General features: G+C 72.1%; 20 protein-coding genes and 1 pseudogene. 7 read left to right on the forward strand and 14 right to left on the reverse strand.

The window, feature by feature from the left end:
* Nucleotides 1-138: 138 nt before the first annotated feature.
* From whiA to uvrA, 7 genes and pseudogenes are all read right to left on the reverse strand, one after another.
* Nucleotides 139-1,128 (reverse strand): DNA-binding protein WhiA, encoded by a 990-nt coding sequence (gene whiA / locus IG90_RS0134130; RefSeq protein WP_003969868.1) that lies wholly within the window; start codon nucleotides 1,126-1,128, stop codon nucleotides 139-141.
* Complete coding sequence (locus IG90_RS0134135; RefSeq protein WP_030593657.1) at nucleotides 1,119-2,153, reverse strand: gluconeogenesis factor YvcK family protein; 1,035 nt, start codon at nucleotides 2,151-2,153, stop codon at nucleotides 1,119-1,121. Before IG90_RS0134135 ends, whiA begins: the two co-directional genes overlap by 10 nt.
* Nucleotides 2,150-3,142: an RNase adapter RapZ gene (rapZ, locus tag IG90_RS0134140; RefSeq protein WP_078585508.1), complete on the reverse strand. Its 993-nt coding sequence runs from the start codon at nucleotides 3,140-3,142 to the stop codon at nucleotides 2,150-2,152. Before rapZ ends, IG90_RS0134135 begins: the two co-directional genes overlap by 4 nt.
* On the reverse strand, nucleotides 3,139-5,181 hold the full coding sequence (uvrC, locus tag IG90_RS0134145) for an excinuclease ABC subunit UvrC (protein ID WP_030593663.1): 2,043 nt from the start codon (nucleotides 5,179-5,181) through the stop codon (nucleotides 3,139-3,141). The genes rapZ and uvrC overlap by 4 nt, the downstream gene beginning before the upstream one ends.
* Nucleotides 5,182-5,299: 118 nt before the next feature.
* Nucleotides 5,300-5,903 (reverse strand): annotated as a pseudogene (locus IG90_RS46390) (hypothetical protein); the annotation flags it as partial.
* Nucleotides 5,904-6,029: 126 nt separating this feature from the next.
* Entirely contained in the window at nucleotides 6,030-6,458 is a 429-nt protein-coding gene (locus tag IG90_RS0134150; RefSeq protein ID WP_030593666.1) for a Rieske (2Fe-2S) protein, read from the reverse strand.
* Between the two features lie 237 nt (nucleotides 6,459-6,695).
* Nucleotides 6,696-9,737, reverse strand: coding sequence for an excinuclease ABC subunit UvrA (gene uvrA / locus IG90_RS0134155; protein ID WP_030593668.1), 3,042 nt, complete (start codon nucleotides 9,735-9,737; stop codon nucleotides 6,696-6,698).
* A gap of 176 nt (nucleotides 9,738-9,913) precedes the next feature.
* Here uvrA and IG90_RS0134160 point away from each other — a divergent pair, with 176 nt between their 5' ends.
* Nucleotides 9,914-10,603: a maleylpyruvate isomerase family mycothiol-dependent enzyme gene (locus IG90_RS0134160; RefSeq protein WP_030593672.1), complete on the forward strand. Its 690-nt coding sequence runs from the start codon at nucleotides 9,914-9,916 to the stop codon at nucleotides 10,601-10,603.
* Between the two features lie 10 nt (nucleotides 10,604-10,613).
* On the forward strand, nucleotides 10,614-11,270 hold the full coding sequence (locus IG90_RS0134165) for an MBL fold metallo-hydrolase (protein ID WP_030593674.1): 657 nt from the start codon (nucleotides 10,614-10,616) through the stop codon (nucleotides 11,268-11,270).
* 116 nt (nucleotides 11,271-11,386) lie between these two features.
* Here the strand turns inward: IG90_RS0134165 and IG90_RS0134170 are convergent, their stop codons facing one another.
* From IG90_RS0134170 to IG90_RS40025, 5 genes are all read right to left on the reverse strand, one after another.
* Nucleotides 11,387-12,406 (reverse strand): TerC family protein, encoded by a 1,020-nt coding sequence (locus IG90_RS0134170; RefSeq protein WP_030593677.1) that lies wholly within the window; start codon nucleotides 12,404-12,406, stop codon nucleotides 11,387-11,389.
* Between the two features lie 239 nt (nucleotides 12,407-12,645).
* On the reverse strand, nucleotides 12,646-14,628 hold the full coding sequence (locus tag IG90_RS0134175) for a TerD family protein (RefSeq protein WP_030593681.1): 1,983 nt from the start codon (nucleotides 14,626-14,628) through the stop codon (nucleotides 12,646-12,648).
* Nucleotides 14,629-14,988: 360 nt separating this feature from the next.
* Nucleotides 14,989-15,567, reverse strand: a complete 579-nt coding sequence (locus IG90_RS0134180) for a TerD family protein (RefSeq protein ID WP_030593684.1) — start codon at nucleotides 15,565-15,567, stop codon at nucleotides 14,989-14,991.
* A 202-nt stretch (nucleotides 15,568-15,769) separates the two neighbouring features.
* Nucleotides 15,770-17,899, reverse strand: a complete 2,130-nt coding sequence (gene uvrB / locus IG90_RS0134185) for an excinuclease ABC subunit UvrB (protein WP_030593687.1) — start codon at nucleotides 17,897-17,899, stop codon at nucleotides 15,770-15,772.
* A gap of 39 nt (nucleotides 17,900-17,938) precedes the next feature.
* Complete coding sequence (locus tag IG90_RS40025; protein WP_233436164.1) at nucleotides 17,939-18,793, reverse strand: MHYT domain-containing protein; 855 nt, start codon at nucleotides 18,791-18,793, stop codon at nucleotides 17,939-17,941.
* 229 nt (nucleotides 18,794-19,022) lie between these two features.
* Here IG90_RS40025 and IG90_RS0134195 point away from each other — a divergent pair, with 229 nt between their 5' ends.
* The 3 genes from IG90_RS0134195 (at nucleotide 19,023) to IG90_RS0134205 (ending at nucleotide 21,938) form a co-directional block, all read left to right on the forward strand.
* Nucleotides 19,023-19,895 carry a glycerophosphodiester phosphodiesterase family protein gene (locus IG90_RS0134195; protein WP_030593690.1) on the forward strand — a complete coding sequence of 291 codons (873 nt, stop codon included), beginning with the start codon at nucleotides 19,023-19,025 and terminating at the stop codon, nucleotides 19,893-19,895.
* A gap of 108 nt (nucleotides 19,896-20,003) precedes the next feature.
* A complete protein-coding gene (locus IG90_RS0134200; protein WP_030593692.1) occupies nucleotides 20,004-20,561 on the forward strand; it encodes a methylated-DNA--[protein]-cysteine S-methyltransferase in 558 nt (185 codons plus the stop codon).
* 102 nt (nucleotides 20,562-20,663) lie between these two features.
* Entirely contained in the window at nucleotides 20,664-21,938 is a 1,275-nt protein-coding gene (locus tag IG90_RS0134205) for an MFS transporter (protein ID WP_030593695.1), read from the forward strand.
* 63 nt (nucleotides 21,939-22,001) lie between these two features.
* Here the strand turns inward: IG90_RS0134205 and IG90_RS0134210 are convergent, their stop codons facing one another.
* Complete coding sequence (locus IG90_RS0134210) at nucleotides 22,002-22,364, reverse strand: cupin domain-containing protein (RefSeq protein ID WP_030593696.1); 363 nt, start codon at nucleotides 22,362-22,364, stop codon at nucleotides 22,002-22,004.
* Nucleotides 22,365-22,468: 104 nt separating this feature from the next.
* Here IG90_RS0134210 and IG90_RS0134215 point away from each other — a divergent pair, with 104 nt between their 5' ends.
* On the forward strand, nucleotides 22,469-23,404 hold the full coding sequence (locus tag IG90_RS0134215; protein ID WP_030593698.1) for a pseudouridine-5'-phosphate glycosidase: 936 nt from the start codon (nucleotides 22,469-22,471) through the stop codon (nucleotides 23,402-23,404).
* Nucleotides 23,401-24,315 carry a carbohydrate kinase family protein gene (locus tag IG90_RS0134220; protein WP_030593701.1) on the forward strand — a complete coding sequence of 305 codons (915 nt, stop codon included), beginning with the start codon at nucleotides 23,401-23,403 and terminating at the stop codon, nucleotides 24,313-24,315. The genes IG90_RS0134215 and IG90_RS0134220 overlap by 4 nt, the downstream gene beginning before the upstream one ends.
* A 103-nt stretch (nucleotides 24,316-24,418) precedes the next feature.
* On the opposite strand, the gene IG90_RS0134225 is transcribed toward IG90_RS0134220, so the two are convergent.
* Nucleotides 24,419-25,066 (reverse strand): nucleoside/nucleotide kinase family protein, encoded by a 648-nt coding sequence (locus IG90_RS0134225; protein ID WP_030593703.1) that lies wholly within the window; start codon nucleotides 25,064-25,066, stop codon nucleotides 24,419-24,421.
* Nucleotides 25,067-25,105 lie beyond the last annotated feature (39 nt).

Consider the following 25,105-nt stretch of genomic DNA (forward strand, 5'->3'; position numbering starts at 1 on the left):
AACGGCCGGAGGTCCGTACTCGCCAGTAGGAGTACGGACCTCCGTCACGCCCGTCGGGGCCTGGGTCGTGGTGGTGCGGGACCCGGGTCCCTGCGGGTCCGGGACCAACGCCCCCCGGCCGCCGCCGAGTCGGCCTCGTCAGCCGACCAGGCCGTCGGCGAGCTCCTCGCTGAGGGTCGACTCGGTCCCCGGGATGCCCAGATCCTGGGCCCGCTTGTCGGCCATCGCCAGCAGCCGGCGGATCCGGCCGGCGACCGCGTCCTTGGTCAGCGGCGGGTCGGCGAGCGCGCCCAGCTCCTCCAGGGATGCCTGCTTGTGCTCCATGCGCAGCCGTCCCGCTGCGGCGAGGTGCTCGGGGACCTCCTCGCCGAGGATCTCCAGCGCGCGCCCCACCCGGGCCCCGGCGGCGACCGCAGCGCGGGCCGAGCGACGCAGGTTCGCGTCGTCGAAATTGGCGAGCCGGTTGGCCGTGGCGCGGACCTCTCGCCGCATCCGGCGCTCCTCCCAGGCGAGGACCGCGTCATGGGCGCCGAGCCGGGTCAGCAGGGCGCCGATCGCGTCGCCGTCGCGGACCACGACGCGGTCCACGCCGCGCACCTCGCGGGCCTTGGCGGCGATGGAGAGCCGGCGCGCCGCCCCGACCAGGGCGAGGGCCGCCTCCGGTCCCGGGCAGGTGACCTCCAGCGAGGAGGAGCGGCCGGGCTCGGTGAGCGAGCCGTGGGCGAGGAAGGCACCGCGCCAGGCCGCCTCGGCGTCGCAGGTGGCCCCCGAGACCACCTGCGGGGGCAGCCCCCGGATCGGACGGCCGCGGCCGTCGACCAGACCGGTCTGGCGGGCCAGCTGGTCGCCGCCCGCCACCACCCGTACGACGAAGCGCGAGCCGCGCCGCAGTCCGCCGGGGGCCATCACGATCAGCTCCGAGCTGTGCCCGAAGATCTCCAGGATGTCGCGCTTGAGCCGGCGAGCCGCGTTCCCGGTGTCGAGCTCCGCCTCGATCACAATCCGGCCGCTCACCAGGTGCAGCCCGCCCGCGAACCGAAGAATCGCCGAGACCTCTGCTTTCCTGCAGCAGGTCCGGGTGACGGGAAGATGAGAGATTTCGTTCTTCACCGCTGGCGTCATCGCCATGGGCCGATCCTTCCATGCATCCGAAAAATACGGTCGTACGCGGCGGCCAACAGCTCCTGATCATGGACCGGAACGCCGTCGGGCGATGCCACCGGCGCCAGCTCGACCGCGGCTCCGAGCCGCCTGGCGGCATCGACGAGGGACTCACGGTCGGGCACGGCGGCCTCATCGGCCAGCACCACGTCCAAGGCGAGTTTAGGGGCGTGTCGCCCCAAAACCTCCAAATGACGCTGCGGTGAGAAGCCTTCTGTTTCACCGGGCTGGGGTGCGAGGTTCAACGAGAGGACCTTGCGGGCCTTCGTGGTGACCAGGGCGTCGAGCAGTTCCGGTACGAGCAGATGCGGGATCACGGAGGAGAACCAAGAGCCGGGACCGAGCACCACCCAGTCGGCGTCCAGGACCGCTTCCACGGCTTCCGGGACGGCCGGCGGGTCGGGCGGGACGACGTGCACCGACTGCACCTCGCCGGGTGTGAGCGCCACCGTGGCCTGGCCGCGCACGGTGACGATCGCGTCGGGCAGGTCGGGGTCGTGGCCCTTGACCAGCGCCTGGAGCTCCAGCGGGACGGCCGACATCGGCAGCACCCGCCCGTGCGCGCCGAGCAGCCTGCCGACCAGGTCGAGCGCCTGGACAGGGTCGCCGAGCTGCTCCCAGAGGGCCACGATCAGCAGATTGCCGACCGCGTGCTCGTGGAGGTCGCCCTTGGACTCGAAACGGTGCTGGATGACCCGGGACCAGGTGCGGCCCCAGTCGTCGTCGCCGCACAGCGCGGCGAGCGCCTTGCGCAGGTCGCCGGGGGGCAGGACGCCCAGCTCCTCGCGCAGCCGGCCGCTGGAGCCGCCGTCGTCGGCGACGGTGACCACGGCCGTGAGATCGCCGGTGATCCGGCGCAGCGCCGTCAGGGACGCCGAGAGACCCATGCCGCCGCCGAGCGCGACGACCTTGGGCTGAGCACCGCGCTTGCGGCCGGAGAGCGCCGAGGTGGCGCGGCTCAGGCGCCGCATCCGCAGATTGCGTCCGGTCACTCTCGCCCCATGTCCCGGTGCACGAGGACGGTCTCGACGCCTTCGGAGGCGAGGCGGGCCGAGAGCTTCTCCGACATGGCGACGGAGCGGTGCTTGCCGCCGGTGCAGCCGACCGCGATGGTGACGTACCGCTTGCCCTCGCGGCGGTAGCCCGCGGCGATCAGCTGGAGCAGCTCCGTGTACTGGTTGAGGAACTCCTTGGCGCCCGGCTGGTCGAAGACGTAGTCGGACACCTCCTCGTTGACGCCGGTGAAGGGGCGCAGCTCGGGGACCCAGTGCGGGTTGGGCAGGAAGCGGCAGTCGACGACCAGGTCGGCGTCGACGGGCAGGCCGTACTTGTAGCCGAAGGACATCACCGTGGCCCGCAGCTCCGGCTCCGAGTCGCCCGCGAACTGGGCGTCCATCTTGGCCCGCAGCTCGTGCACGTTGAGGCTGGAGGTGTCGATGACCAGGTCGGCGTCGCCGCGCAGCTCGCGCAGCAGGTCGCGCTCGGCCGCGATGCCGTCGACGATGCGGCCGTCGCCCTGGAGGGGGTGGGGGCGGCGGACGGACTCGAAGCGGCGCACGAGGGCGTCGTCGGAGGACTCCAGGAAGACGATCCGCCGGGTGACGTGCTTGGCCTCCAGGTCCGCGAGGGATTCGCGGAGGTTGTCGAAGAAGCGCCGGCCGCGCACGTCGACCACGACGGCGATGCGTGCCACGTTGCCCTGGGAGCGGGCGCCGAGCTCCACCATGGTGGGGATCAGCGCGGGCGGCAGGTTGTCGACGACGAACCAGCCGAGGTCCTCCAGACACTTGGCGGCGGTGCTGCGGCCGGCGCCCGACATCCCGGAGATGATCACCAGCTCGGGGATGGCCGCGTCACCCGTCTCGTTCGGGGTGTTCGTACTCACGTCTGCTGCTCCGTCTGCTCGGTCTGCGGTGTCTGCTGGTCCTGCGGTGTTCCGGTCGGCGTTGTTCCGCGCGGTCTCGTGGCTGTTCCCGGTCATGAGCTGCCCCCGTCGTCCTCTTCGATGATCTCTCCTGTGGCCGTGTTCACGGCCGGTGCCGCGGGAGCGGTCGAGGCGAGGGCCGCGGCCACCGATTCCGCCGTCCTCCGCCCTATCCCGGGGACCTCGCGGATCTCGTCGATTGTCGCTTGCCGGAGCTTCTTCACCGAGCCGAAATGCTTGATCAGCGCCTGCTTCCGGGTCTCGCCGAGGCCGGCCACGTCGTCAAGAGGGCTGGAGCGGATGCGCTTGGCGCGTTTGGCGCGCTGGTAGGTGATGGCGAAGCGGTGGGCCTCGTCCCGGACGCGCTGGAGGAGGTAGAGGCCCTCGCTGGAGCGGGGCAGGACCACGGGATCGTCGTCGTCGGGGAGCCAGACCTCTTCGAGGCGCTTGGCGAGGCCGCAGACGGCGATGTCGTCGATGCCCAGCTCGTCCAGGGCGCGCTTGGCGGCGGCGACCTGGGGCTGCCCGCCGTCGACGACGACGAGCTGCGGCGGGTAGGCGAACCGCTTGGGCCGGCCGTCGTCCTCCCGGGGCTCGCCGTCGTCGGCGGCCGGGACGACCGCGGGGACGGGGCCGGTGGCGGCGGGCCCGGCGGCCGGGGCGGCCGCCGGCTGCTCCTCCCACTCCCCCATGCGCTCCTTGTCCTGCAGGTAGCGCTTGAACCGCCGGCCGATCACCTCGTGCATCGAGCGGACGTCGTCCTGGCCCTCGAAGCCCTTGATCTGGAAGCGGCGGTACTCGCTCTTGCGGGCGAGGCCGTCCTCGAAGACCACCATGGAGGCCACCACGTCGTCGCCCTGGAGGTGGGAGATGTCGTAGCACTCGATGCGCAGCGGGGCGGTGTCCAGACCCAGCGCCTGGGCGATCTCCTCCAGGGCGCGGGAGCGGGTGGTCAGATCGGAGGCGCGCTTGGTCTTGTGCAGCCCGAGCGCCTGCTGGGCGTTGCGCTGGACCGTGGCCATGAGGTCCTTCTTGTCGCCGCGCTGCGGGATGCGCAGGCTGACCTGGGAGCCCCGGCGCTCGGCGAGCCACTGGGAGACCGCTTCGGTGTCCTCGGGCAGGGCGGGGACCAGGACCTCCTTGGGGACGGCGTCGCCGCGCTCCTCGCCGTACAGCTGCTGGAGGGCGTGCTCGACGAGGCCGGAGGTGTCGACCGCCTCGACCTTGTCGGTGACCCAGCCGCGCTGGCCGCGCACCCGGCCGCCGCGGACGTGGAAGATCTGGAGGGCGGCCTCCAGCTCGTCCTCGGCGACGGCGATCAGGTCGGCGTCGGTGGCGTCGGCGAGGACGACGGCGCTCTTCTCCATGGCCCGCTTGAGGGCCTCGGCGTCGTCGCGGAGGCGGGCGGCCCGCTCGTACTCCATCTCCTCGGCCGCCTGCATCATGTCCTTCTCCAGACGGCGGATGTAGGTGCCCGTGCGACCGGCCATGAAGTCGCAGAAGTCCTCGGCCAGCTCCCGGTGTTCCTCGGGGGTGACCCGGCCGACGCAGGGGGCCGAGCACTTGCCGATGTAGCCCAGCAGGCAGGGGCGGCCGGTGCGCGCGGCGTTCTTGAAGACCCCGGCGGAGCAGGTGCGGACGGGGAAGACCCGCAGCATCAGGTCGACCGTCTCGCGGATCGCCCAGGCGTGGCCGTAGGGACCGAAGTAGCGCACGCCCTTCTTCTTGGCGCCGCGCATGACCTGGACGCGGGGGAAGTCCTCGTTGAACGTGACCGCGAGGTAGGGATAGCTCTTGTCGTCGCGGTACTTGACGTTGAACCGGGGGTCGAACTCCTTGATCCAGGAGTATTCCAGCTGGAGCGCCTCGACCTCGGTGGAGACGACCGTCCACTCGACGGAGGCGGCGGTGGTGACCATCGTGCGCGTACGCGGATGGAGGCCGGCGAGGTCCTGGAAGTAGTTGGCCACGCGCTGGCGCAGGTTCTTGGCCTTCCCGACGTAGATCACCCGGCGGTGCTCGTCGCGGAATTTGTAGACCCCCGGGGAGTCGGGGATCTGTCCCGGCTTGGGGCGGTAGCTGGAGGGGTCTGCCATGTCTCACACCCTACTTGCGGGCAGTGACAGCGCGTCGTCCTCGGGTGTGCCGCGCTTCCGGGGTGCCGCGGGGTGTTCGCACCCCGGAGCGCGGTCCTGCGGGCCGGTGGGCCGCCGCTCAGGCGTCCGTGGCCGGGGATCGCCCGGTGCGGTTGTTGCGGCGTACGGCGGCGGCCCCGCGGAGGGCCAGGGCGAGCAGCGCCCCGGCCCCGGCGGTGGTGGAGACGGCGGTCGGGGCCGTGTCCGGCGAACCGGACGCCGTACCGGCGAGCGCGAAGCTCCCGACGGTGTCCGGGGCCCGGCCGGCCGCCGGGCCCCGGACCGGGGGCGGCCTGCGGGGCTCCCCCGCTGCCGGTGGCGGCCTCGGGGCCGTAGCCGCCCGCCTTGCCGGAGCGGGCGTATCCGGAGCCCGGCAGTTTGTCGCCGTACGCCTCCTGGACCCGCATCCGGTAGGCGCTGAGCGCGGTGCCCCTCGCTCCCACGGCGGCCTTCGCGTCCTCGTCCAGCGGGAGCACCCGGGAGTCGACGTGGGCGTACCAGGCGTCTATGTGCGGTTCGCGGAACACGGTGCCGCCGGGGAGCGCGCGGGCCCCCTGTGCGGTGTAGCGGGCCTCGTCGTCGCCGGTGGCGATGTTCACCACCTGCCACCGATCGCCCCCGTCCGCCCCGGGGACGGTCCACAGGGAGGCCTTCTGGCCGTCTGAGGAGACGGGGGGCGGCGCGCTGGGCTCGGGGGGGATCTCACGCTGACCGGTCGGCACCGGACCGTACACCTGGTGGAGGAGGGTGTGCGGCCGGGGCTGATCGGGATCGACTGGGGCTGGGAGTGAGAGCTTCGGCGGGGGCGCTCAGGCGTCGGGGCCCGCGACGAGCTTTCCGCCCTCGGCGGTGACCGGGACGGCGGGCAGCGGCACGGTGGCCGGGCCCTTCACCGGCTGGCCGGTGGTCATGTCGAAGAGGCTGCCGTGGCAGGGGCAGTGGCCCTCGGTGCCCTCGACCTTGTCCAGGACGCAGCCGCCGTGGGTGCACTGGGCGCTGAACGCCTTGTACTCGCCCTTCGCCGGGCAGACGACGACCAGGCGCTGCTCGCGGTAGAGCTTGGCTCCGCCGACGGGCACCTCGGACGCGGCCCCGAGGTCGACGGGCGCGGTGGGGGTGGGGTTCTTGGCGTGGCCGAGCTTGGAATCGGTGGAGCAGGCGGCCGCTCCCAGCCCGGCGGCACCAGCGAGCGCGGCACCCTTCAGGACGGTACGGCGGGCGGCGGGCAGACCGGGCATGCGGGCTCCACGGGTCGTTGTTCGGGGTGGATCACGGTGGATCGGGGCCGCCGGGCAGGGTGGTGCGACGACGGCGGCCCTGCGTGCGGTGACAGAACCGACGATACCGGCGGGGATCGGAAGCCCTGCGACCGGGCCGGAACGCGCCCCTTCGACGGGCGACGGCGGCCCCCATCTTGCTGAGGGGACCGCCGTCGGCGGCATAGGCGGTTCGACGAGAGGCCCGAGGGCCCTCGCTCAGGCCTTGCGGGCGCGGGTGGCCTTCTTCGCCGCGGCCGTCCTGGTCGTACCGGCCTTGGCCCCCGTGGCGTTCTTCGCCTTGGCCGTCGTGGCCTTCTTGGCCGCGGCGGCCGTCTTCTTCGCCGGGGCGGCCTTACGGGCGGCCGGCTTGCGGGCCGTCCCTCGCCCGGAGGGGACCGCGGCCTCGCTGACCCGGTCCGCGTCCAGGATGGACTGGAGGAACTTCCCGGTGTGGCTGGCGGGGACCGAGGCGACCTGCTCCGGCGTTCCCTCGGCGACGACCAGGCCACCGCCGTTGCCGCCCTCGGGGCCCATGTCGACGACCCAGTCGGCGGTCTTGATCACGTCGAGGTTGTGCTCGATGACGATCACCGTGTTGCCCTTGTCCACCAGGCCGGAGAGCACGGTGATCAGCTTGCTGATGTCCTCGAAGTGCAGACCGGTGGTCGGCTCGTCCAGGACGTAGACCGTGCGCCCGGTGGAGCGCTTCTGGAGCTCGCTCGCCAGCTTGACGCGCTGCGCCTCACCACCGGAAAGGGTCGGCGCGGACTGGCCCAGCCGCACGTATCCGAGGCCGACCTCGTTGAGCGTACGGAGGTGGCGGGCGATCGTCGGGACGGCCTCGAAGAACTCCAGGCCCTCCTCGATCGGCATGTCCAGCACCTCGGCGATGGACTTGCCCTTGTAGTGGACCTCCAGGGTCTCCCGGTTGTAGCGCGCTCCGTGGCAGACCTCGCACGGGACGTACACGTCGGGCAGGAAGTTCATCTCGATCTTGATGGTGCCGTCACCGGAGCAGTTCTCGCAGCGGCCGCCCTTGACGTTGAAGGAGAAGCGGCCCGGCAGATAGCCACGCACCTTCGCCTCCATCGTCTCGGCGAAGAGCCTGCGGACGTGGTCGAAGACTCCGGTGTAGGTCGCCGGGTTGGACCGGGGGGTCCGGCCGATCGGCGACTGGTCGACGTGCACCACCTTGTCGACGAGGTCGTCGCCGTCGACCCGGGTGTGCCGGCCGGGGACCGACTTGGCGCCGTTCAGCTCGCGGGCCAGGTGGGTGTAGAGGATGTCGTTGACCAGGGTCGACTTCCCGGAGCCGGAGACGCCGGTGACGGCGGTGAGGACGCCGAGCGGGAAGGAGACGTCGATGTCCTGGAGGTTGTTCTCCCGGGCGCCGTGCACGGTGAGTCTGCGGGCCGGGTCGACCGGGCGGCGGATGTCCGGGGTCGGGATGGCCCGCTTGCCGGACAGGTACTGGCCGGTGATCGAGTCCTTGTTGGCCAGCAGCTCCTTGAGCGAGCCGGAGTGGACGACCTTGCCGCCGTGCTCACCGGCGCCGGGGCCGATGTCGACGACCCAGTCGGCGACCTTGATGGTGTCCTCGTCGTGCTCGACGACGATGAGTGTGTTGCCCATGTCGCGGAGCCGGACCAGGGTCTCGATGAGCCGGTGGTTGTCGCGCTGGTGCAGGCCGATGGACGGCTCGTCCAGGACGTACAGCACGCCGACCAGGCCGGAGCCGATCTGGGTGGCCAGCCGGATGCGCTGGGCCTCGCCGCCGGACAGGGTGCCGGCCGCGCGGTTCAGCGAGAGGTAGTCGAGGCCGACGTCGACGAGGAACTTCAGCCGCTCGTTGACCTCCTTGAGCACCCGCTCGGCGATCTTCTTGTCGCGGGCGTTCAGCTTGAGGCGGCCGAGGAACTCGGCGCACTCGCTGATCGACATCGCGGCGACCTCGGCGATGGACTTCTCCATCACCGTCACCGCGAGCACGATCGGCTTGAGCCGGGTGCCCTCACAGGTCGGGCAGTGCACCTCGCGCATGTAGCCCTCGAAGCGCTCCCGGCTGGAGTCGCTCTCGGCCTCGGTGTGCCGCCGCTTGACGAACTGCACCGCGCCCTCGAAGGCGGGGGTGGTGTAGGCGCGCTCGCGCCCGTAGCGGTTGCGGTAGCGGACCTCGGTCTGGATCTTGTGGCCGAAGAGCAGGGCCTTCTTCGCCCGCTGCGGCAGCCCGGCCCAGGGGATGTCCGTACGGAAGCCGAGGGCTTCGGAGAGCGCGCCGATCAGGCGGCCGAAGTACTCCTTGGTGTGGCCGTGGGACCAGGGGTGGATCGCGCCCTCGTCGAGGGACTTCTCCTCGTCCGGGACGATCAGCTCCGGGTCGACCTCCATGCGCGTGCCGATGCCGGTGCAGTCGGGGCAGGCGCCGAAGGGCGAGTTGAAGGAGAAGGAGCGCGGCTCCAGCTCCTCGAAGGAGAGGTCGTCGTACGGGCAGTAGAGGTGCTCGGAGAACATCCGCTCGCGCTCGGGGTCGTCCTCGGGCAGGTCGACGAAGTCGAGCACGACCATGCCGCCGGAGAGGCCGAGCGCGGTCTCGACGGAGTCGGTCAGCCGGCGCTTGGCGCCGTCCTTGACGGTGAGGCGGTCGACGACCACCTCGATGGTGTGCTTCTCCTGCTTCTTGAGCGTGGGCGGCTCGGCGAGCTGGATCGTGGCGCCGTCCACCCTGGCCCGGCTGTAGCCCTTGGTCTGGAGGTCGGCGAAGAGGTCGACGAACTCGCCCTTGCGCTCGCGCACCAGCGGCGAGAGGACCTGGAAGCGGCTGCCCTCGGGCAGGCCGAGGACCTTGTCGACGATGGCCTGCGGCGACTGGCGGGAGATGGGGCGGTGGCACTCGGGGCAGTGCGGCTTGCCGATGCGGGCGAAGAGCAGCCGGAGGTAGTCGTAGACCTCGGTGATGGTGCCGACCGTCGAGCGCGGGTTGCGCGAGGTCGACTTCTGGTCGATGGAGACCGCCGGGGAGAGGCCTTCGATGAAGTCGACGTCCGGCTTGTCCATCTGGCCGAGGAACTGCCGGGCGTACGAGGAGAGCGACTCCACGTAGCGGCGCTGCCCCTCGGCGAAGATCGTGTCGAACGCGAGCGACGACTTGCCCGACCCGGAGAGCCCGGTGAAGACGATGAGGGAGTCACGGGGCAGGTCGAGCGAGACGTTCTTCAGGTTGTGCTCGCGCGCGCCACGGACGATGAGACGGTCGGCCACGCCGGTCCGCACCTTTCTAGAGAGAAGCGGGGGAACTGAGCCCCTCTCCCAGGGTATGGGGGGCGCCACAGCGGTGTAGGAAAGCTTTCGATTCCGAGCGTATAGCACGCACATTCGATTTACGGCCGACCTTCGCCTCCTTCACCCGAATGAGTGGCAGAGCTAGGCTCGGTCGCATGATTGATCATGCGCACGACCTGGGAGCTGTACGCGGGGCGACCGAACGGCTGCTCGACGCAGCCGGCGAACTGGACAACGCCTCGGTCGCCGAGGCGTCACGGTTGCCCGGATGGAGTCGGGGCCACGTACTGGCCCACTTGTCACGTAACGCCGACGCGCTCGGAAATGTTCTCCGGGGCCTCCCGATGTACGCGAGCAGCGAAACCCGGGACGCCGACATCGCCGACGGCGCCCCCCGCCCGGCGGCCGAGCAGCTGACCGACCTGCGGGAGAGCGCGGACGGCTTCCTCGCGGTCGCCGCCGAACCCGCCGACTGGTCCCGTACGGTCACCCTGCGCAACGGCGTGACGGACTCCGCGGCCCGGGTCCCGTTCCGGCGCTGGGTCGAGCTGGAGCTGCACCACGTCGACCTGGACATCGGCTACGAGCTGGAGGACCTGCCGGCGGAATTCGTGTCGCGGGAGATCGCCTTCCTGACCGACCGCTTCTCCGGCAACCAGGACGTGCCCGCCACCGCGCTGACCGACCGGGACGGCCGCACCTGGAGCACGGGCGGCGGCCCGCCGAGCGCCCTGGTGACGGTGCAGGGGCCCGCCGTCGAACTGCTGGGCTGGCTCTGCGGCCGTCGTGACGGCTCCGCCCTGACCGTGGCCGGAGGCCCCCTGCCCACGCTGCCCCCGCTATAGGCTGGGCCGCATGACGTACAGCGGAGCGGTGAAGGTCGGCGGACCGGCGAGCGTGCACGAACTGACGGATCTGATGATCTCCAAGGTGGCCGTCGGCGCGATGAACAACAACGCCTATCTGCTGCGCTGCCGGGCGACAGGCGAGCAGCTGCTGATCGACGCGGCCGCCGAGCCGGAGACCCTGCTCGCGCTGATCGGTGACGACGGCATCGCGTCCGTCGTCACCACGCATCAGCACGGGGACCACTGGCAGGCGCTGGCCCAGGTGGTCGGGGCGACCGGTGCCCGGACGTACGCGGGCCGCTACGACGCCGAGGGCATCCCGGTTCCGACCGACGTCCTGGTCGAGGACGGCGACACGATCACCGTCGGCCGGGTCGGGCTGACCGCCCGCCATCTGGCCGGTCACACCCCGGGCTCCATCGCCCTGGTCTACGACGACCCGCACGGCGCCCCGCACCTGTTCACCGGGGACTGCCTCTTCCCCGGCGGGGTCGGGAACACGAACCAGGATCCGAAGGCGTTCGCGAGCCTCCTGCGCGACGTCGAGACGAAGCTGTTCGACCGGCTGCCCGACGAGACGTGGGTCTACCCGGGCCACGGGCACGACACGACGCTCGGCGACGAGCGGCCCCAGCTGCCCGAGTGGCGCGCCCGCGGCTGGTAGCCCGCGCACACCACCCGTGCCCGTACGCACGCGAAAGCGGCCGGGGTGGACGGCCTTCGCCGTTACCACCCCGGCCGCTGCCGGTGTGTCCCTGTGCCGCTCGGGGCGGCCCCGGGTCAGCTGCTGACGCTCTTGCTCTCCTCGTCGGCCGGGCCGGCGGCCTCCGCCTTCGCGGTCTCCTCCGCCTCGGCCGCCGCCCGCTTCTTGTTGGCGATCAGGCTGGTGATCGTGGTGATCACCAGGACGCCGCAGATGACGGAGAGCGAGAACGGGATGGAGATCTCGGGCACGTGCACCCCGGACTCGTGCAGGGCGTGCAGCACCAGCTTGACGCCGATGAAGCCGAGGATCACCGACAGGCCGTAGCTGAGGTGGACCAGCTTCTTCAGCAGGCCGCCGATGAGGAAGTACAGCTGGCGCAGCCCCATCAGCGCGAACGCGTTGGCCGTGAAGACGATGTACGGGTCCTGGGTCAGGCCGAAGATCGCCGGGATGGAGTCCAGCGCGAACAGCACGTCCGTCATACCGATGGCGAGCATGACCACCATCAGCGGGGTCAGGACACGCTTGCCGTTGTTCTGGATGAAGAGCTTGGTGCCGTGGTACTTGTCGGCGACGCCGTAGCGGTGCTCGATCGACTTCAGGAGGCGGTTCTCCTCGAACTCCTCGTCCTCCTCGTCGGCACGCGCCTCCTGGATGAGCTTCCAGGCGGTGTAGATCAGGAACGCGCCGAAGATGTAGAACACCCACGAGAAGTTCGCGATCACGGCGGCGCCGGCGGCGATGAAGATCGCCCGGAGCACCAGGGCGATGAGCACACCGATGAGCAGCACGCGCTGCTGGAGGTGTGAGGGCACCGAGAACTTCGCCATGATCAGGACGAAGACGAAGAGGTTGTCGACGCTCAGCGACTTCTCGGTGATGAATCCCGCGAAGAACTCGCCGGAGGCCTGGGTCTCACCGAAGACCGCGAGACCGGCTCCGAAGAGGATTGCCAGCACGATCCAGACGATCGTCCAGATTCCGGCTTCCTTGGTCGACACGTCATGAGGCTTGCGCCCGATGAAGAAGTCGACGGCGATCAAGGCCGACAGACCAAAGATGGTCAGGGCCCAAAGGGTCCACGAAACGTCCACTGCGCCTCCGGCAGTTGCTACGGCTACTGATCAGCGTCGTCGCTGCCGGAGGTCTCTTCCATCCCTGCGCGCGGTGTGCGCGCCTGGACCGGCGCCCCGGGACCGAGAACGGTCCGTATTGACGGGACGTCGCGTAAGGAGTACTCCCCTCCGTCCCCCGAACAGTACAGGCATCACCAAGAAAAGGTAAAGAGAACGGTAAAGGAATCGTCAAAACCACAGGTCAGATAGATGTCGCATCAACGGCCAGCGGCCCGGCGGGCGGCAGCCACCGCCGCGAGCACCTCTTCCAGGACGCGGCTGCCCGGCGGGATCGCCAACGGCTCGTAGGTCCAGGCGTGCCCGACCCAGGGGTCGGCGAGGTGGCTGTCGGCGACCGGGGTGATCCGCAACAGCGAACGCCACAGCGGGTCGAGAACCGGCCCGTAGGCACTGGCCTCCTCCCGGTCCGCGACCATCAGCAGGTGCACCCCGGCCGAGGGGCCCTCGTCGGCGAGATAGCGGAGCTGGGTGACGGCCCGGTCGTCGAAGCCGTGCGGGAAGTCGTTGACCACCAGGAGCTGCTCGCCGGTGTCCAGGTCGGGCGGCAGCGAGTCGGCCGCCCCGGCCCGCACCGCCATCTGCACCAGGTCCACCCGCCGGATGAGGTGGGCCAGGACCGAGGCCACTCCCCCGGGCCCGGCGGCGGGCGGCCCGGCGAGGACGCCCGCGGCGACCAGCGGCGCGAGCGGACCGGCCGCCGAACCCGCCGGATCGATGACGTGCACCGCGAACTCCCCGGGCGGATACACCGCGAGCAGCCGCGCCGCGTGGGCGACCGCGGTCTCCACGGCCAGCTGACGCAGCCGGTCCGCGTCCATCAGGGCGGCCGCCTCGGACGCGGTCCGGCCGCTGTCCACCCAGATCCCCCGCTCCAGCGGCAGACGGACCAGGAGCGGGATGCGCAGGTCGGTGCGCTCGGGAAGGTGGAGGTCACCGATGCGCAGGGCCATCGGTATCTCCATGGGGACGCGGTGGGCGTGCCAGACGGGGTTGCCCCACCCGGCGTACGCGGCCGGGAGCGCGGGCTCGACGACGGCGGACTCGGCGGCCAACTGGGCCAGATCGCGGTCGAGGGCCTCCCGGGCCCGGGAGGCCAGCTCGTCGCGCTTGGCGCGGGCCTCCTCGCGGGCGCGGTCGCCGGCACCGCCGATCCGGTTGCGCGGGTCGGACAGGGCCCGGTCGAGCTCCTGGTCCATCCGGGACCCGGCGAAGTCGACGGCGCTGCGGTAGGCGGCGACGGCGCGGGCCAGATCCTCGAACATGCCCCAGATCTGGTTGTAGAGGCGCTCGTCCATCGACCAGCCGGTGGCGTCGCCCGCGACCGGCTGAGCGGCCTGTCCCGACGGGGCGGGAGGCGCGGTGGGCGGGGGCGACGGGGGTGCGGCGTGCTGCCGTCGCGGGTGCGCGTAGTTGACGGGCCCCTCGGCGGGGGTCCCCGCCGCGGCCGGTCCCGGGGCGGCGTGCGGCTGGGGAGTGTGCGCCGGTCCTGTGGTCGCCGCGTCGGTCAGCGGCTCGGGGGGCTCCGGGGCCGGGGGCAACGTCGGCGGGCGATGGCCCGCGGAGCCAGTCGCGTGCCGTACGCGGTCGCCTTCCGGAGTACGGGGCGGCGGCGGGGGCGCCGAGCGGGCCAGGCCCCGGGTGACGGCCTCCTGAATGGATCCGGCCAGCCCGGCGGACTCGGCCAGGCCTTGGTCGGCGAGCATCTCGGCGAGCCCGCCGGCATACCCCTGTCCGACGGCGCGGACCTTCCAGGCGTCCTGGCGGCGGTAGAGCTCCAGGGCGCTGACCGCGGACTCGGCGTCCAGGCCGGTGAGCGTGAAGGTGGCGATCTCGGTGCCGTCGAGCCCGGTGACAGAGACGAAGGGGGCGGGGACCGCGCCGAACCGCGCCGGGCCGCCGACCCCGACGGGGAGGGCGAGCAGCACGGTGACCCGGTGGGCACCGGCGGGCAGGGCCTCCAGGTCGACGGCGAGCCGGTGGTCGGCCGCCGCCTGCTGGGAGACCTCGAGCCCGGGGAGCTGGGGCGAGCCGGGGTGGGCGATCCACTCGACGCCGCGCACCGTGCCCCGCTCGTCGCCGAGGGTGGCTCCGGCGACGACGGGCGTGCCCGCGGATACCCGGATCTCCAGACGGGTCTGGGGCAAGGTGTGGTTCTGCCCCCGGACCAGTTCGGCCGTCAATGCCCTGTCCCCCTCGACCATGGCCCGCGCGCCCGTGGGCGCGGTGCCGTGCGATGCCGCGTTCGTGCTGTGCCGTGCGTGGCTGTGTACGTCAGTGCCGTGCGTGGGACAGCTCCCGGCGGCGGGTGCCGCCGGGAGCTGCTCCTGCCCGTCTCGATGCCGGGCCGTGCCGGCCGGTCCGGGTCCAGGGCGTGTTTCGAAAGTCCCGCCTGCTCGGCGACGCCTGGCACGCACGCTCGCCGCGTTGTCGGGATCACCCCGATACTCCAGTATCGGGGCGACCCTCCGCCTTGCGATCGCACGCACCAGACGCCGCCGAGCCCGCCCTCCGGGCGGACGGCGCTACCTTCGAAACACGCCCTAGAGGTGCGGGAGGATCGACGGCATCAGGTCCTGGAAGGTGCGGCCGTTGGCCGGGTTCCCGAGGGCCGTCATCTGCCATCCGCTGCCCGCGCGGTGCACCTTCGCCATGATCTGGGCGGTGTACTGGCCGCCGCCGTCGAGCGTGTACCGGGCGAGCTCCTGGCCGTTGGTCTCGTCGACGATGCGGCAGAAGGCGTGTCGGACCTCCTGGAACGTCTGCCCGGTGAAGGAGTTCACCGTGAAGACGATCTGGTCGATGTGGACCGGAACGCGCTGGAGGTCGACGAGGATCGCCTCGTCGTCGCCGCCGGAGCCCGCGCCGCCGACCAGGTTGTCACCGGTGTGCTTGACCGAGCCGTCATCGCTGACGAGGTGACGGAAGAACACGACGTCGACCGGCTGCTTGTCGGCGAAGAGCACCGCCGAGGCGTCCAGGTCGACCTCGCGGGTGCGCGAGCCGAACAGGCCGCGGCGCGGAGCCGCCTGCCAGCCGAGCCCCATCCGTACCGCGGTCAGGGTCCCCCCGTCGCCCTTCTGCAGGCTGATGGCCTGACCCTTGGTCATATTGACCGTCACGCGCTGTCCCCTCTCGGCATTGCCCCGCAACCATCCGTGTGCGGTTTCCCCGCACCCTACGCATTCCACCCCGGGCGGCAGCAGGCTCGGTCCGCTTTTGTGTCGGTCTTGCAACACACCCGGCGTGGCACGCCCGGTGCGGCGGACCCGGGTGCCGAGCCCGGTGCCGGAGACGGCGGCGAGGCCGGCCGCGGCGCCGGGATCAGGCGAGGCCCGCCTCCTTCATCTGACGCAGTTCCTTCTTCAGTTCACCGACCTCGTCGCGCAGCCGGGCGGCCACCTCGAACTGCAGGTCCGCCGCGGCGGCCCGCATCCGCTCGGTCATCTCCTCGATGATCCCGGCCAGTTCGGTCGCGGGCCGGTCACTGAGCACCGCGCCGGGCGAGGCCGCCCTGCCCTTCGCGCCGCCCTTGGCTGCCTTGCCGCCGAGCGCGGGCACCGGGGTCTTGGCCTCCTTGCCCTGTCGGTAGCCGGTGCCGAGGAGCTGCTCGGTGTCGACCTCCTCGCGGGCGATGGTCGCGACGATGTCGTTGATCTTCTTGCGCAGCGGCTGCGGGTCGAGGCCACGCTCGGTGTTGTAGGCGATCTGCTTCTCGCGGCGGCGGTTCGTCTCGTCGATCGCCTGCGCCATCGCCGGGGTGATCTTGTCGGCGTACATGTGGACCTGGCCGGAGACGTTACGGGCGGCGCGGCCGATGGTCTGGATGAGCGAGGTGCCGGAGCGCAGGAAGCCCTGCTTGTCGGCGTCGAGGATCGCCACGAGGGACACCTCGGGAAGGTCGAGGCCCTCGCGCAGGAGGTTGATGCCGACGAGCACGTCGTACTCGCCGGAGCGCAGCTCGCGCAGCAGCTCGATGCGGCGCAGGGTGTCGACGTCGCTGTGCAGGTAGCGGACCTGGATGCCGAGCTCCAGGAAGTAGTCGGTGAGGTCCTCCGACATCTTCTTGGTGAGCGTCGTGACCAGGACCCTCTCGTCGCGCTCGGTGCGCTTGCGGATCTCGTGGACCAGGTCGTCGATCTGGCCCTCGGTGGGCTTGACCACGACCTCGGGGTCGACGAGGCCGGTGGGACGGATGATCTGCTCGACGAACCCGTCGCCGCGCGAGAGCTCGTACTTCCCCGGGGTGGCGGAGAGATACACCGTCTGGTCGGTCCGCTTCAGGAACTCCTCCCACTTCAGCGGCCGGTTGTCCATCGCGGACGGCAGCCGGAAGCCGTGGTCGACGAGGGTCCGCTTGCGAGAGGCGTCCCCCTCGTACATCGCGCCGATCTGCGGGACCGTGACGTGGGACTCGTCCAGGACGAGGAGGAAGTCGTCCGGGAAGTAGTCGAGGAGGGTGTTGGGGGCGGTGCCGGGCGCACGGTCGTCGAAGTGCATCGAGTAGTTCTCGACGCCGGAGCAGGTGCCGATCTGGCGGAGCATCTCGATGTCGTACGTGGTGCGCATGCGCAGCCGCTGGGCCTCCAGCATCTTGCCCTGCTTCTCCAGCTCGGCCAGGCGCTGCTCCAGCTCCCGCTCGATGCCGCCGACGGCCTTCTCCATGCGCTCGGGCCCGGCGACGTAGTGGCTGGCGGGGAAGACGTGGACCGTGGGGTCCTCGCTGATGATCTCGCCGGTCAGCGGGTGGAGCGTGGACAGGGCCTCGATCTCGTCGCCGAACATCTCGATGCGGACGGCGAGCTCCTCGTAGACCGGGAAGATCTCGATGGTGTCGCCCCGGACCCGGAAGGTGCCGCGGGTGAAGGCCAGGTCGTTGCGGCTGTACTGCATCTCGACGAAGCGGCGCAGCAGCTGGTCGCGGTCGATCTCCTCGCCGACCTTGAGCTGGACCATGCGGTCCACGTACTCCTGGGGCGTGCCGAGGCCGTAGATGCAGGAGACGGAGGCGACCACCACGACGTCGCGCCGGGTGAGCAGCGAGTTCGTCGCCGAGTGGCGCAGCCGTTCGACCTCCTCGTTGATGGAGGAGTCCTTCTCGATGTAGGTGTCCGACTGCGGGACGTACGCCTCGGGCTGGTAGTAGTCGTAGTACGAGACGAAATACTCCACCGCGTTGTTCGGGAGGAGCTCACGGAACTCGTTGGCCAGCTGGGCTGCGAGGGTCTTGTTCGGTGCCATCACCAGGGTGGGGCGCTGCAGCTTCTCGATCATCCAGGCGGTGGTCGCCGACTTGCCGGTGCCGGTCGCGCCGAGCAGGACGACGTCCTTCTCATCTGCGCGGATACGCCGCTCCAGCTCGGCGATGGCCGCCGGCTGGTCACCGCTGGGCTGGTAGGGACTGACGACCTCGAAGGGCGCCACCGAACGTTCGATCTTGGAAACGGGCCGCATGCAACCACCGTACGGCTCGCCACTGACAACGGCCCCGGATCACCACCGACGACGGCCCCGGATCAGCGGTACCGGACCCCTCCCGCGCCTTCGCGGGCGGTTCTCCGCGGGTGCCCCCCCGGTCCGCGGGTCCGGGCCGGGTCCGCCCGTCACCGCCCTCGGGTCGAACATCAGCACCACCGCGGCGAGGAGCAGGAAACAGGCGGGGCCGGCCAGCATCGGGCCGATCATCTCGGTGGGCCGGTCGCCGGGCAGGACGTCGGCCAGGTCCGCCGGCAGGGTGGGCGGCAGGTGCAGGTGCACATCGAGCGCGGCCATGCCCGTGTAGTGCATCCCGGTCACCGCGACGGCCATCAGGATGCTCGCGCCGAGGCCGGAGAGGGCTCCTCGGAGGGTGACGGTCGCCCACAGCGCGCCCGTGGCGGCGCACCCGGCGATCAGCACCGAGAGGACGACGAGGGGCGTGTCGTACGCGAACCGCGCGTCCATGCGCATGCCCGCCATCCCGAGATAGTGCATGGAGGCGATGCCGAGGCCGGTGATCGTGCCGCCCGTGATCAACGCCATGCGGGTCGCGCCCCGGTACCCGACAATGAAGATGCCGATGCCGACCATCACCACGGCCACGGCCAGGCCGGCGAAGGTGAGGGGCTTGTCGTAGGAGATCGGAGCCTCCTGGACGGTGAAGCCCGTCATCGCGACGAAGTGCATGGTCCACACCCCGGAGCCGATGGACAGCGAGCCCAGCGCCAGCCAGCCGGCCCGGTGGGAGCGTGCGGTGTGGAGGGACCGGGTGGTGCAGCGGAGCCCGAGGGCGGCTCCCAGGGCGGCCATGAGGAATGCCGCGACCGGAGTCACCAGGCCGTGGGTGAATCCGTCGATCGTTCCCTGCATACGCGCACGCCCTTCGAGAAGGCCCGGGGTCGAGGAGGGTCCCCAAGGGGCGAGTCCCGGCGGGCAGACAAAGAAAGCCCATTTTATCGGCACGACCTCGTGCCCTGCTCCCGCGGTGGCCCCGGGACCGAAGGTTCCGTTCATTCCTCGGCCATCGCAGCCCCGCCGGGCGTTGGCGGGCCGCTGTCACTCTCTGCGTGTCCGCACACTCCCGACGTGAGGGGTCCCCGTGTTCGTCCGCACCGCAACCGCTTCCACCGCGGCCGCCGCCCTGCTCGGCGCCGGCGCCCTGCTCCCCGCCGACCGGCCCGAGGCTCCGGAGCGGCAGACGGCCCCGGTCGTCGTGGCCCACCGGGGGGCATCGGGCTACGCGCCGGAGAACACCCTCGCCGCCGCCGACGCCGCGGACGCCCTCGGCATCGACTGGGTCGAGAACGACGTCCACCGCACCCGCGACGGCGAGCTCGTCGTGCTGCACGACACCAACCTGAAGCGCACGACGGACGTCGAGCAGGTCTTCCCCGACCGGGCGCCGTGGGCGGTCAAGGACTTCACCGCGGCGGAGCTGGCGAAGCTCGACGCGGGCAGCTGGTTCGGAACGCAGTTCACCGGGGCCCGGGTGCCGACGCTCACCCAGTTCCTGCACCGCCTGGAGCGCAACCGGCAGAAGCTGCTCCTGGAGATCAAGAGCCCGGCGACCTACCCGGGCATCGAGCGGGACATCATCCGGGTGCTGGGGCGGTCGGGGTGGCTGGACCGCTCCCACGTGCGGAACCGGCTGGTCATCCAGAGCTTCGGCGCCGAAAGCGTGAAGAAGGTGCACGCCCTGCGCCCCGACATCACGACCGGCTTCCTGGGCACCCCGGCGGTGGCCGACCTGCCCTCGTACGCGGCGTTCACCGATCAGATCAACCCCTCGTACGCGACGATCGGCGCCGACTACGTGGCGGCCGTCCACCGGCTCAAGGGCCCGCACGGCAAGCGGCTGCGGGTGAACACGTGGACGGTCAACAAGGCGGCGGACGCGGTGAAGGCCCGTGACTACGGGGTCGACGGCATCATCACCAACTTCCCCGACGTGGTGCGCGACGCGACGAGCTGACGCGGCGCACCGCGTCGTGTCGGCGGTCCCGTCGGTCTTCCGCCGGTGGGACCGCCGCTGTCGCCGACGGGACCACCGCTGTCAGTGGCCGGTCGTACGGTGGTCGGCATGAAGAACTACGGGACCGGCGGCGAGCCGGCTGTCGAGTGGACCGTCGTGGACAGCGACATCGGCCCGCTGCTGCTCGCCGCGACCGGGGCGGGACTGGTGAGCGTGTCCTTCCACGCCCGTCCCGGCGTACGGGACGCGATGCTCGACCGGTTGCGGGCCCGGTTCGGCACGGAGCCGGTGGAGGCGCCCGGCTCGGCGCGGCTCGCCGAGCCCATACGCAGGCTCGCGGCGTATTTCGCCGGCGAGCGGGAGGACTTCGACCTCGATCTGGACTGGTCGCTGACCGCGGGGTTCCACCGTGAGGTGCTCCGCGAGCTGGCGTCCGGGGTGCCCTACGGCACGGTCGTCGGGTACGGGGAACTGGCCGCGCGGGTCGGCCGGCCGGAGGGGGCGCAGGCGGTGGGGGCGGCCATGGGGGCCAACCCGCTGCCGGTGGTGGTGCCGTGTCACCGGGTGGTGGAGAGCGACGGCGGCCTGGGCGGGTTCGGCGGCGGTCCGGAGACCAAGCGGCAGTTGCTGGCGCTGGAGGGGGTCCTGCCGCAGCCGCTGTTCTAGGGAAGGGCCGGACACCTCCCCGGAGCGTCCGGTCGGACATCGCCGGAGTCCGTTCACCCGCCCGGGTGAACGGCGGCCGCCGAGCGGTGGCACACTGCGCCGGTGACGACCCCTCTCCCCTCCCCTCAGGTCACGGCCGCCGGGCTGCCCGCTCTTCAGCGCCGGACGTCGGCCGTGCTCATCGTCAGCCAGATACTCGGCGGCCTCGGTGTGGCCGTCGGCATCGCCCTGGCCCCGATACTGGCCGCCGAGGTGAGCGGTTCCGAGGCGCTGTCCGGGCTGGCGCCGACCGCGTCCGTCGTCGGCACGGCGCTGCTGTCGCTGCCGCTGGCCGCCCTGATGACCTCCCGGGGCCGCCGGTCCGGCCTGGTGCTCGCCTATCTGATCGGTGCGCTGGGCGGTGGCCTGGTGGTCCTCGCCACGATGCTGCCCAGCTTCCCGCTGCTGCTGCTCGGCATGGCCGCGTTCGGCGCGGGGTCCCTGGCCGGTCTCCAGGCCCGGTTCGCGGCGGCCGACCTGGTGGGGCCGGAGCGGCGGGCGCGGGCGATCTCCACCGTCGTCTGGGCCACCACGATCGGCTCGGTGCTGGGCCCCAACATCTCGGCCCCGGCGAGCCGGCTGTTCCGCGGTACGCGGGTGCCCGAGGCGGCCGGGCCGTATCTGTGCTCGGCCGCCGTTTTCCTGCTCGCCGGGCTCGTCGTGGCGCTCGCGCTGCGCCCGGATCCGCTTCTCACCGCCCGCTCCCTGATCCCGGAGGGCCCGGCGGGGCCGCCGAAGCGATCCCTGCGCGCCGGGATCGAGGCGGTCCGGGAGTCGCCGATGGCGCGGCTGGCCCTGGTGACGGTCACCGTGTCGCACACCGCCATGGTGTCGATCATGGTCATGACCCCGGTCGACCTGGGCCGGCACGGCGCCGGTCTCCAGCTGATCGGGCTCGTCATCAGCGGACACATCGCGGGCATGTACGCGTTCTCGCCGGTGATGGGATGGCTGGCCGACCGGTTCGGCCGACTGGCCGTGATCGGCCTGGCCGTCGGACTGCTGAGCTTCGCCGCGCTGCTCGCGGGCACCGCCGGTCCCCGGCACGGGCAGACCGCCTTGGGCCTGTTCGTGCTGGGCCTCGGCTGGTCGGCGGGGATGATCGCCGGCTCGGCGCTGCTCACCGACGCGGTGCCGCAGTCCGCCCAGGCGGCGGTGCAGGGGCTGTCGGACCTGACGATGAACGCGGCGGCGGGCGTCGGCGGGGCGGCGGCCGGGGTGATCGTCGCCCAGTGGGGGTACGGCCCCCTGAACGCGATCGGTGCCGCTCTGCTGCTGCCGGTGGCCGCGCTCGCCCTGCGCCGGGGCCTGCGGCGGCCGGGCCCGGTCAGCGGCTGACCCGCCGCCGGACCGCCCCCGCGGCAGACTTCACAGAGCCAGAACCAGAACCAGCAACAGCCGTCAGAGGCTGATGTGGTACGCCTTGCGGAGCGTCTCGTGAACGGTCCAGGTCGTCCTGTCGCCCTCGCGCAGGACGCAGGCGTCCCCCGGGCCGATCTCCAGCGTCGCCCCGCCCTCGACCGCGACCGTCGCCCGGCCGCTGACGACCACGAACAGCTCGTTCGCCTCGGTGTCGGTGACCTCGCCGGGCGTGATCTGCCAGATCCCCCGGATCTGCTTGCCGTCGGCCGATTCCCACAGCACCTTGCCCGTCACCACGGGGTCGCCCGAGACGATCTGCGCCGGATCGAGGGGTTCCGGAACGAGCTCGGCGTCCGGGATGTGTACGGCGAAGGAGGCGGGGACCTGGTCGTTTGTCGTCATGGCCGGTCACCTTAGCGACCGCTTCCGGCCACACCGCGGCCAGGACCCACCACAGGAGGTCCGTCCGTGGTTTGCGCCCCTCCCGCCCGCGACAGGGATGGGGCATGCCTCAGAAATCACCGGAACCCTACGAGCCCGTGCTCCCGTCGGAGGTGCGCGCCGCCCTGAGCGCCGGACTGCCTGTCGTGGCGCTGGAGTCGACGATCATCGCGCACGGTCTGCCGCGCCCACGCAACCTGGCCGTGGCCCTGGAACTGGAGGGGCTCGTCCGGTCCGCCGGCGCTGTTCCGGCGACCGTCGCCGTTCTGGACGGGCGGGCCCATGTCGGCCTGAGCACGGAGCAGTTGGAGCGGGTAGCCGGTGATCAGGCGGTACGCAAGCTGGGGCACCGCGATCTGGCTCCGGCGCTCGCCTCCGGGGCGAGCGGGGCGACGACGGTGTCCGCGACGGCGTTCCTGGCGGCGCGGGCGGGCGTCGGCGTCTTCGCGACGGGCGGGCTGGGCGGCGTACACCGGGGATGGACCGACGACCAGGACGAGTCGGCCGATCTGCGGCTGCTCGCCCGCACCGGGATCACCGTGGTCTGCGCGGGGGTGAAGTCGATCCTCGACGTCCCGGCGACCCTCCAGCGGCTGGAGACCCTCGGCGTCGGCATCGTCGGCTACGGCACGGAGCTCTTCCCCGGCTTCTACCTGAGCAGCTCCGGCGAACCCGTCGACTGGACGGTGCACAGCCCCGAGGAGGTGGTGGAGGTGATCCGGGCGAAGGAGGCGCTGGGCGGCCCGGCGGCCGCGCTGATCGTCGCCAACCCCGTACCGGAGCGGGATCAGTTGGATCCGGCGCTGCACGACCGGGTGCTGGCGGAGGCGCTGGAGGTGTGCCGGGAGCGGGGCATCTCGGGGCAGGGCGTCACGCCGTTCCTGCTGGACCGGCTGATGCGGCGGACCGAGGGCGCGTCGCTGGAGGCGAACCTCGCGGCCGTACGCGGAAACGTGGCGCTGGCGGCGCGGATCGCCGTCGCGGCGGCGGGTGCCCGGTGAGTGGTCCTGCGGCGGGCGGCGGGCTGTTGGTGGTGGGGGACGTGGTCACGGACGTGGTGGCGCGTCATGGACCGGCGCTCGCGCACGGTACGGACACGGCGGCCCGGATCCGCACCCTGCCGGGCGGCGCGGGGGCCAATGTCGCCTGCTGGGCGGTGCGTTCGGGCTGCCCGGACGCCCGGCTGCTGGCCAGGGCGGGGGCGGAGTCCGCCGACTGGCACCGTCAGGCGCTGGAGCGGGCGGGGGTGCGGGCGTTCCTCGCGGTGGACGACGCGTTTCCGACGGCGACCGTCATCGCCCTGGTCGACGCGGCGGCCGAGCGCACCTTCCTGACGGACGGCGGGGCGGTGCTGCGGCTCGCCGCCGAGGACTTCGCGCCCTCGATGCTCGACGGTGCCGGGCGGCTGCATCTGTCCGGCTACCTCCTGTTCGCCGCGACGAGCCGGGCCGCCGCGCTCCTCGCCCTGCGCACCGCCGTGGAGCGGGGCGTTCCGGTGAGCGTGGATCCGGCGTCGGCCGGGTTCCTCGGCGAGCTGGGGCCGAAGCGGTTCCTGGAGTTCGCGGAGGGGGCGGAGCTGCTGCTGCCGAACGCGGACGAGGCCCGGCTCCTCACCGGGCTGCCCGGGCCGGAACCGGCGGCGGCCGCGTTGAGCCGGTGGTTCCCGCGCGTCGTCGTCACCCTGGGCGCGCGGGGAGCCGTGGTGGCCGCCGGGGGCGAGGTCGTCGGCCGCGTCCCCGCCCCTCCGGTGCGCGAGCCGGTCGACTCGACGGGGGCGGGCGACGCGTTCACCGGCGGGTTCCTCGCGGCGCTGCTGGCCGGGGCGGACGACCTGGCCGCGGCCGCCCAGGGCTGCCGGGCGGGGGCGGAGGCCGTGGCCACGGTGGGCGGGCGGCCGCCGCCCGGCAGGTGACGTCGGGCCACGCCCGTCGGCCGCGGGGCCGCACCGCGCGTCCGGTGACGACCGGTGACGCGCCGCCCGCCCGGTGATGAGGGGTGCGGCGCCCGTGCGCGGTTCACCCGCTCCCAGGCAGCCCCGACCAGGCCGGGTGCGAGGGGTCGTCCGCCCGGACCACCACGTCCGCCCGCTCCGTGGGCGACACCTCGTCCTCGTACCGGACGAAGGCGGGCAGGGTCCAGCGTTCCGACTCTTCCGTACGCCGTCGCAACGCCCCCGGGGACAGCCGCAGATGGACGCTCAGCGCGAACGGGAACCAGTGCCCCAGCAGGAACGGGCCGTGCACGACGACGACCCCGCCCTCGGGCAGCGAGTGGTACGGGGTGCGGGTCGCCCGGTCGGTCACCGGGTCCCACAGATCGGGCAGCACCCGGCCGGAGCCGCCCGCCTCCAGCGGCCGGAACACCTCGCGCCACAGCGCCCCGGTGTCGAACCAGCTGTCGGCGTACGCGTCCGGGTCCCGCTTCCCGTACTCGAAGCGCAGACTCGCCGGGCGCAGGAAGCCCTCGGTGGAGACCACGAGGACCGAGCGGCCGAGCAGCCGCAGCTCCTGGGCGAGGCGCTCGGCCGTCTCGCCGGTGCGGGCGGCCGGGGCGCCGTCGATGCCGAACGCGAGCCAGGGCCCGCCGTCGGCGGCGGACAGCCCGTCGCCGTACCTGGCCAGTTCGCCGGCCAGCCGTTGCCAGGTGATCGCTTCGAGTCGCACGGCTCCATCATCGCCGGACCGGCGGGCGGGCGCTTTTGT

This window comes from Streptomyces anulatus, assembly GCF_000721175.1.
Classification (GTDB): Bacteria; Actinomycetota; Actinomycetes; order Streptomycetales; family Streptomycetaceae; genus Streptomyces; species Streptomyces anulatus_C.

Bases quoted from the DNA above. Each gene is read 5' to 3' on its own strand.
- uvrC (WP_030593663.1), bottom strand. From the start codon at position 5,181: ATGGCAGACCCCTCCAGCTACCGCCCCAAGCCGGGACAGATCCCCGAC.
- IG90_RS40025 (WP_233436164.1), bottom strand. From the start codon at position 18,793: ATGCAGGGAACGATCGACGGATTCACCCACGGCCTGGTGACTCCGGTC.
- IG90_RS0134160 (WP_030593672.1), top strand. From the start codon at position 9,914: ATGATTGATCATGCGCACGACCTGGGAGCTGTACGCGGGGCGACCGAA.
- IG90_RS0134150 (WP_030593666.1), bottom strand. From the start codon at position 6,458: ATGCCCGGTCTGCCCGCCGCCCGCCGTACCGTCCTGAAGGGTGCCGCG.
- uvrB (WP_030593687.1), bottom strand. From the start codon at position 17,899: ATGCGGCCCGTTTCCAAGATCGAACGTTCGGTGGCGCCCTTCGAGGTC.
- IG90_RS0134200 (WP_030593692.1), top strand. From the start codon at position 20,004: ATGAAGAACTACGGGACCGGCGGCGAGCCGGCTGTCGAGTGGACCGTC.
- IG90_RS0134165 (WP_030593674.1), top strand. From the start codon at position 10,614: ATGACGTACAGCGGAGCGGTGAAGGTCGGCGGACCGGCGAGCGTGCAC.
- rapZ (WP_078585508.1), bottom strand. From the start codon at position 3,142: ATGACCGGGAACAGCCACGAGACCGCGCGGAACAACGCCGACCGGAAC.
- whiA (WP_003969868.1), bottom strand. From the start codon at position 1,128: ATGGCGATGACGCCAGCGGTGAAGAACGAAATCTCTCATCTTCCCGTC.
- IG90_RS0134210 (WP_030593696.1), bottom strand. From the start codon at position 22,364: ATGACGACAAACGACCAGGTCCCCGCCTCCTTCGCCGTACACATCCCG.
- IG90_RS0134215 (WP_030593698.1), top strand. From the start codon at position 22,469: ATGCCTCAGAAATCACCGGAACCCTACGAGCCCGTGCTCCCGTCGGAG.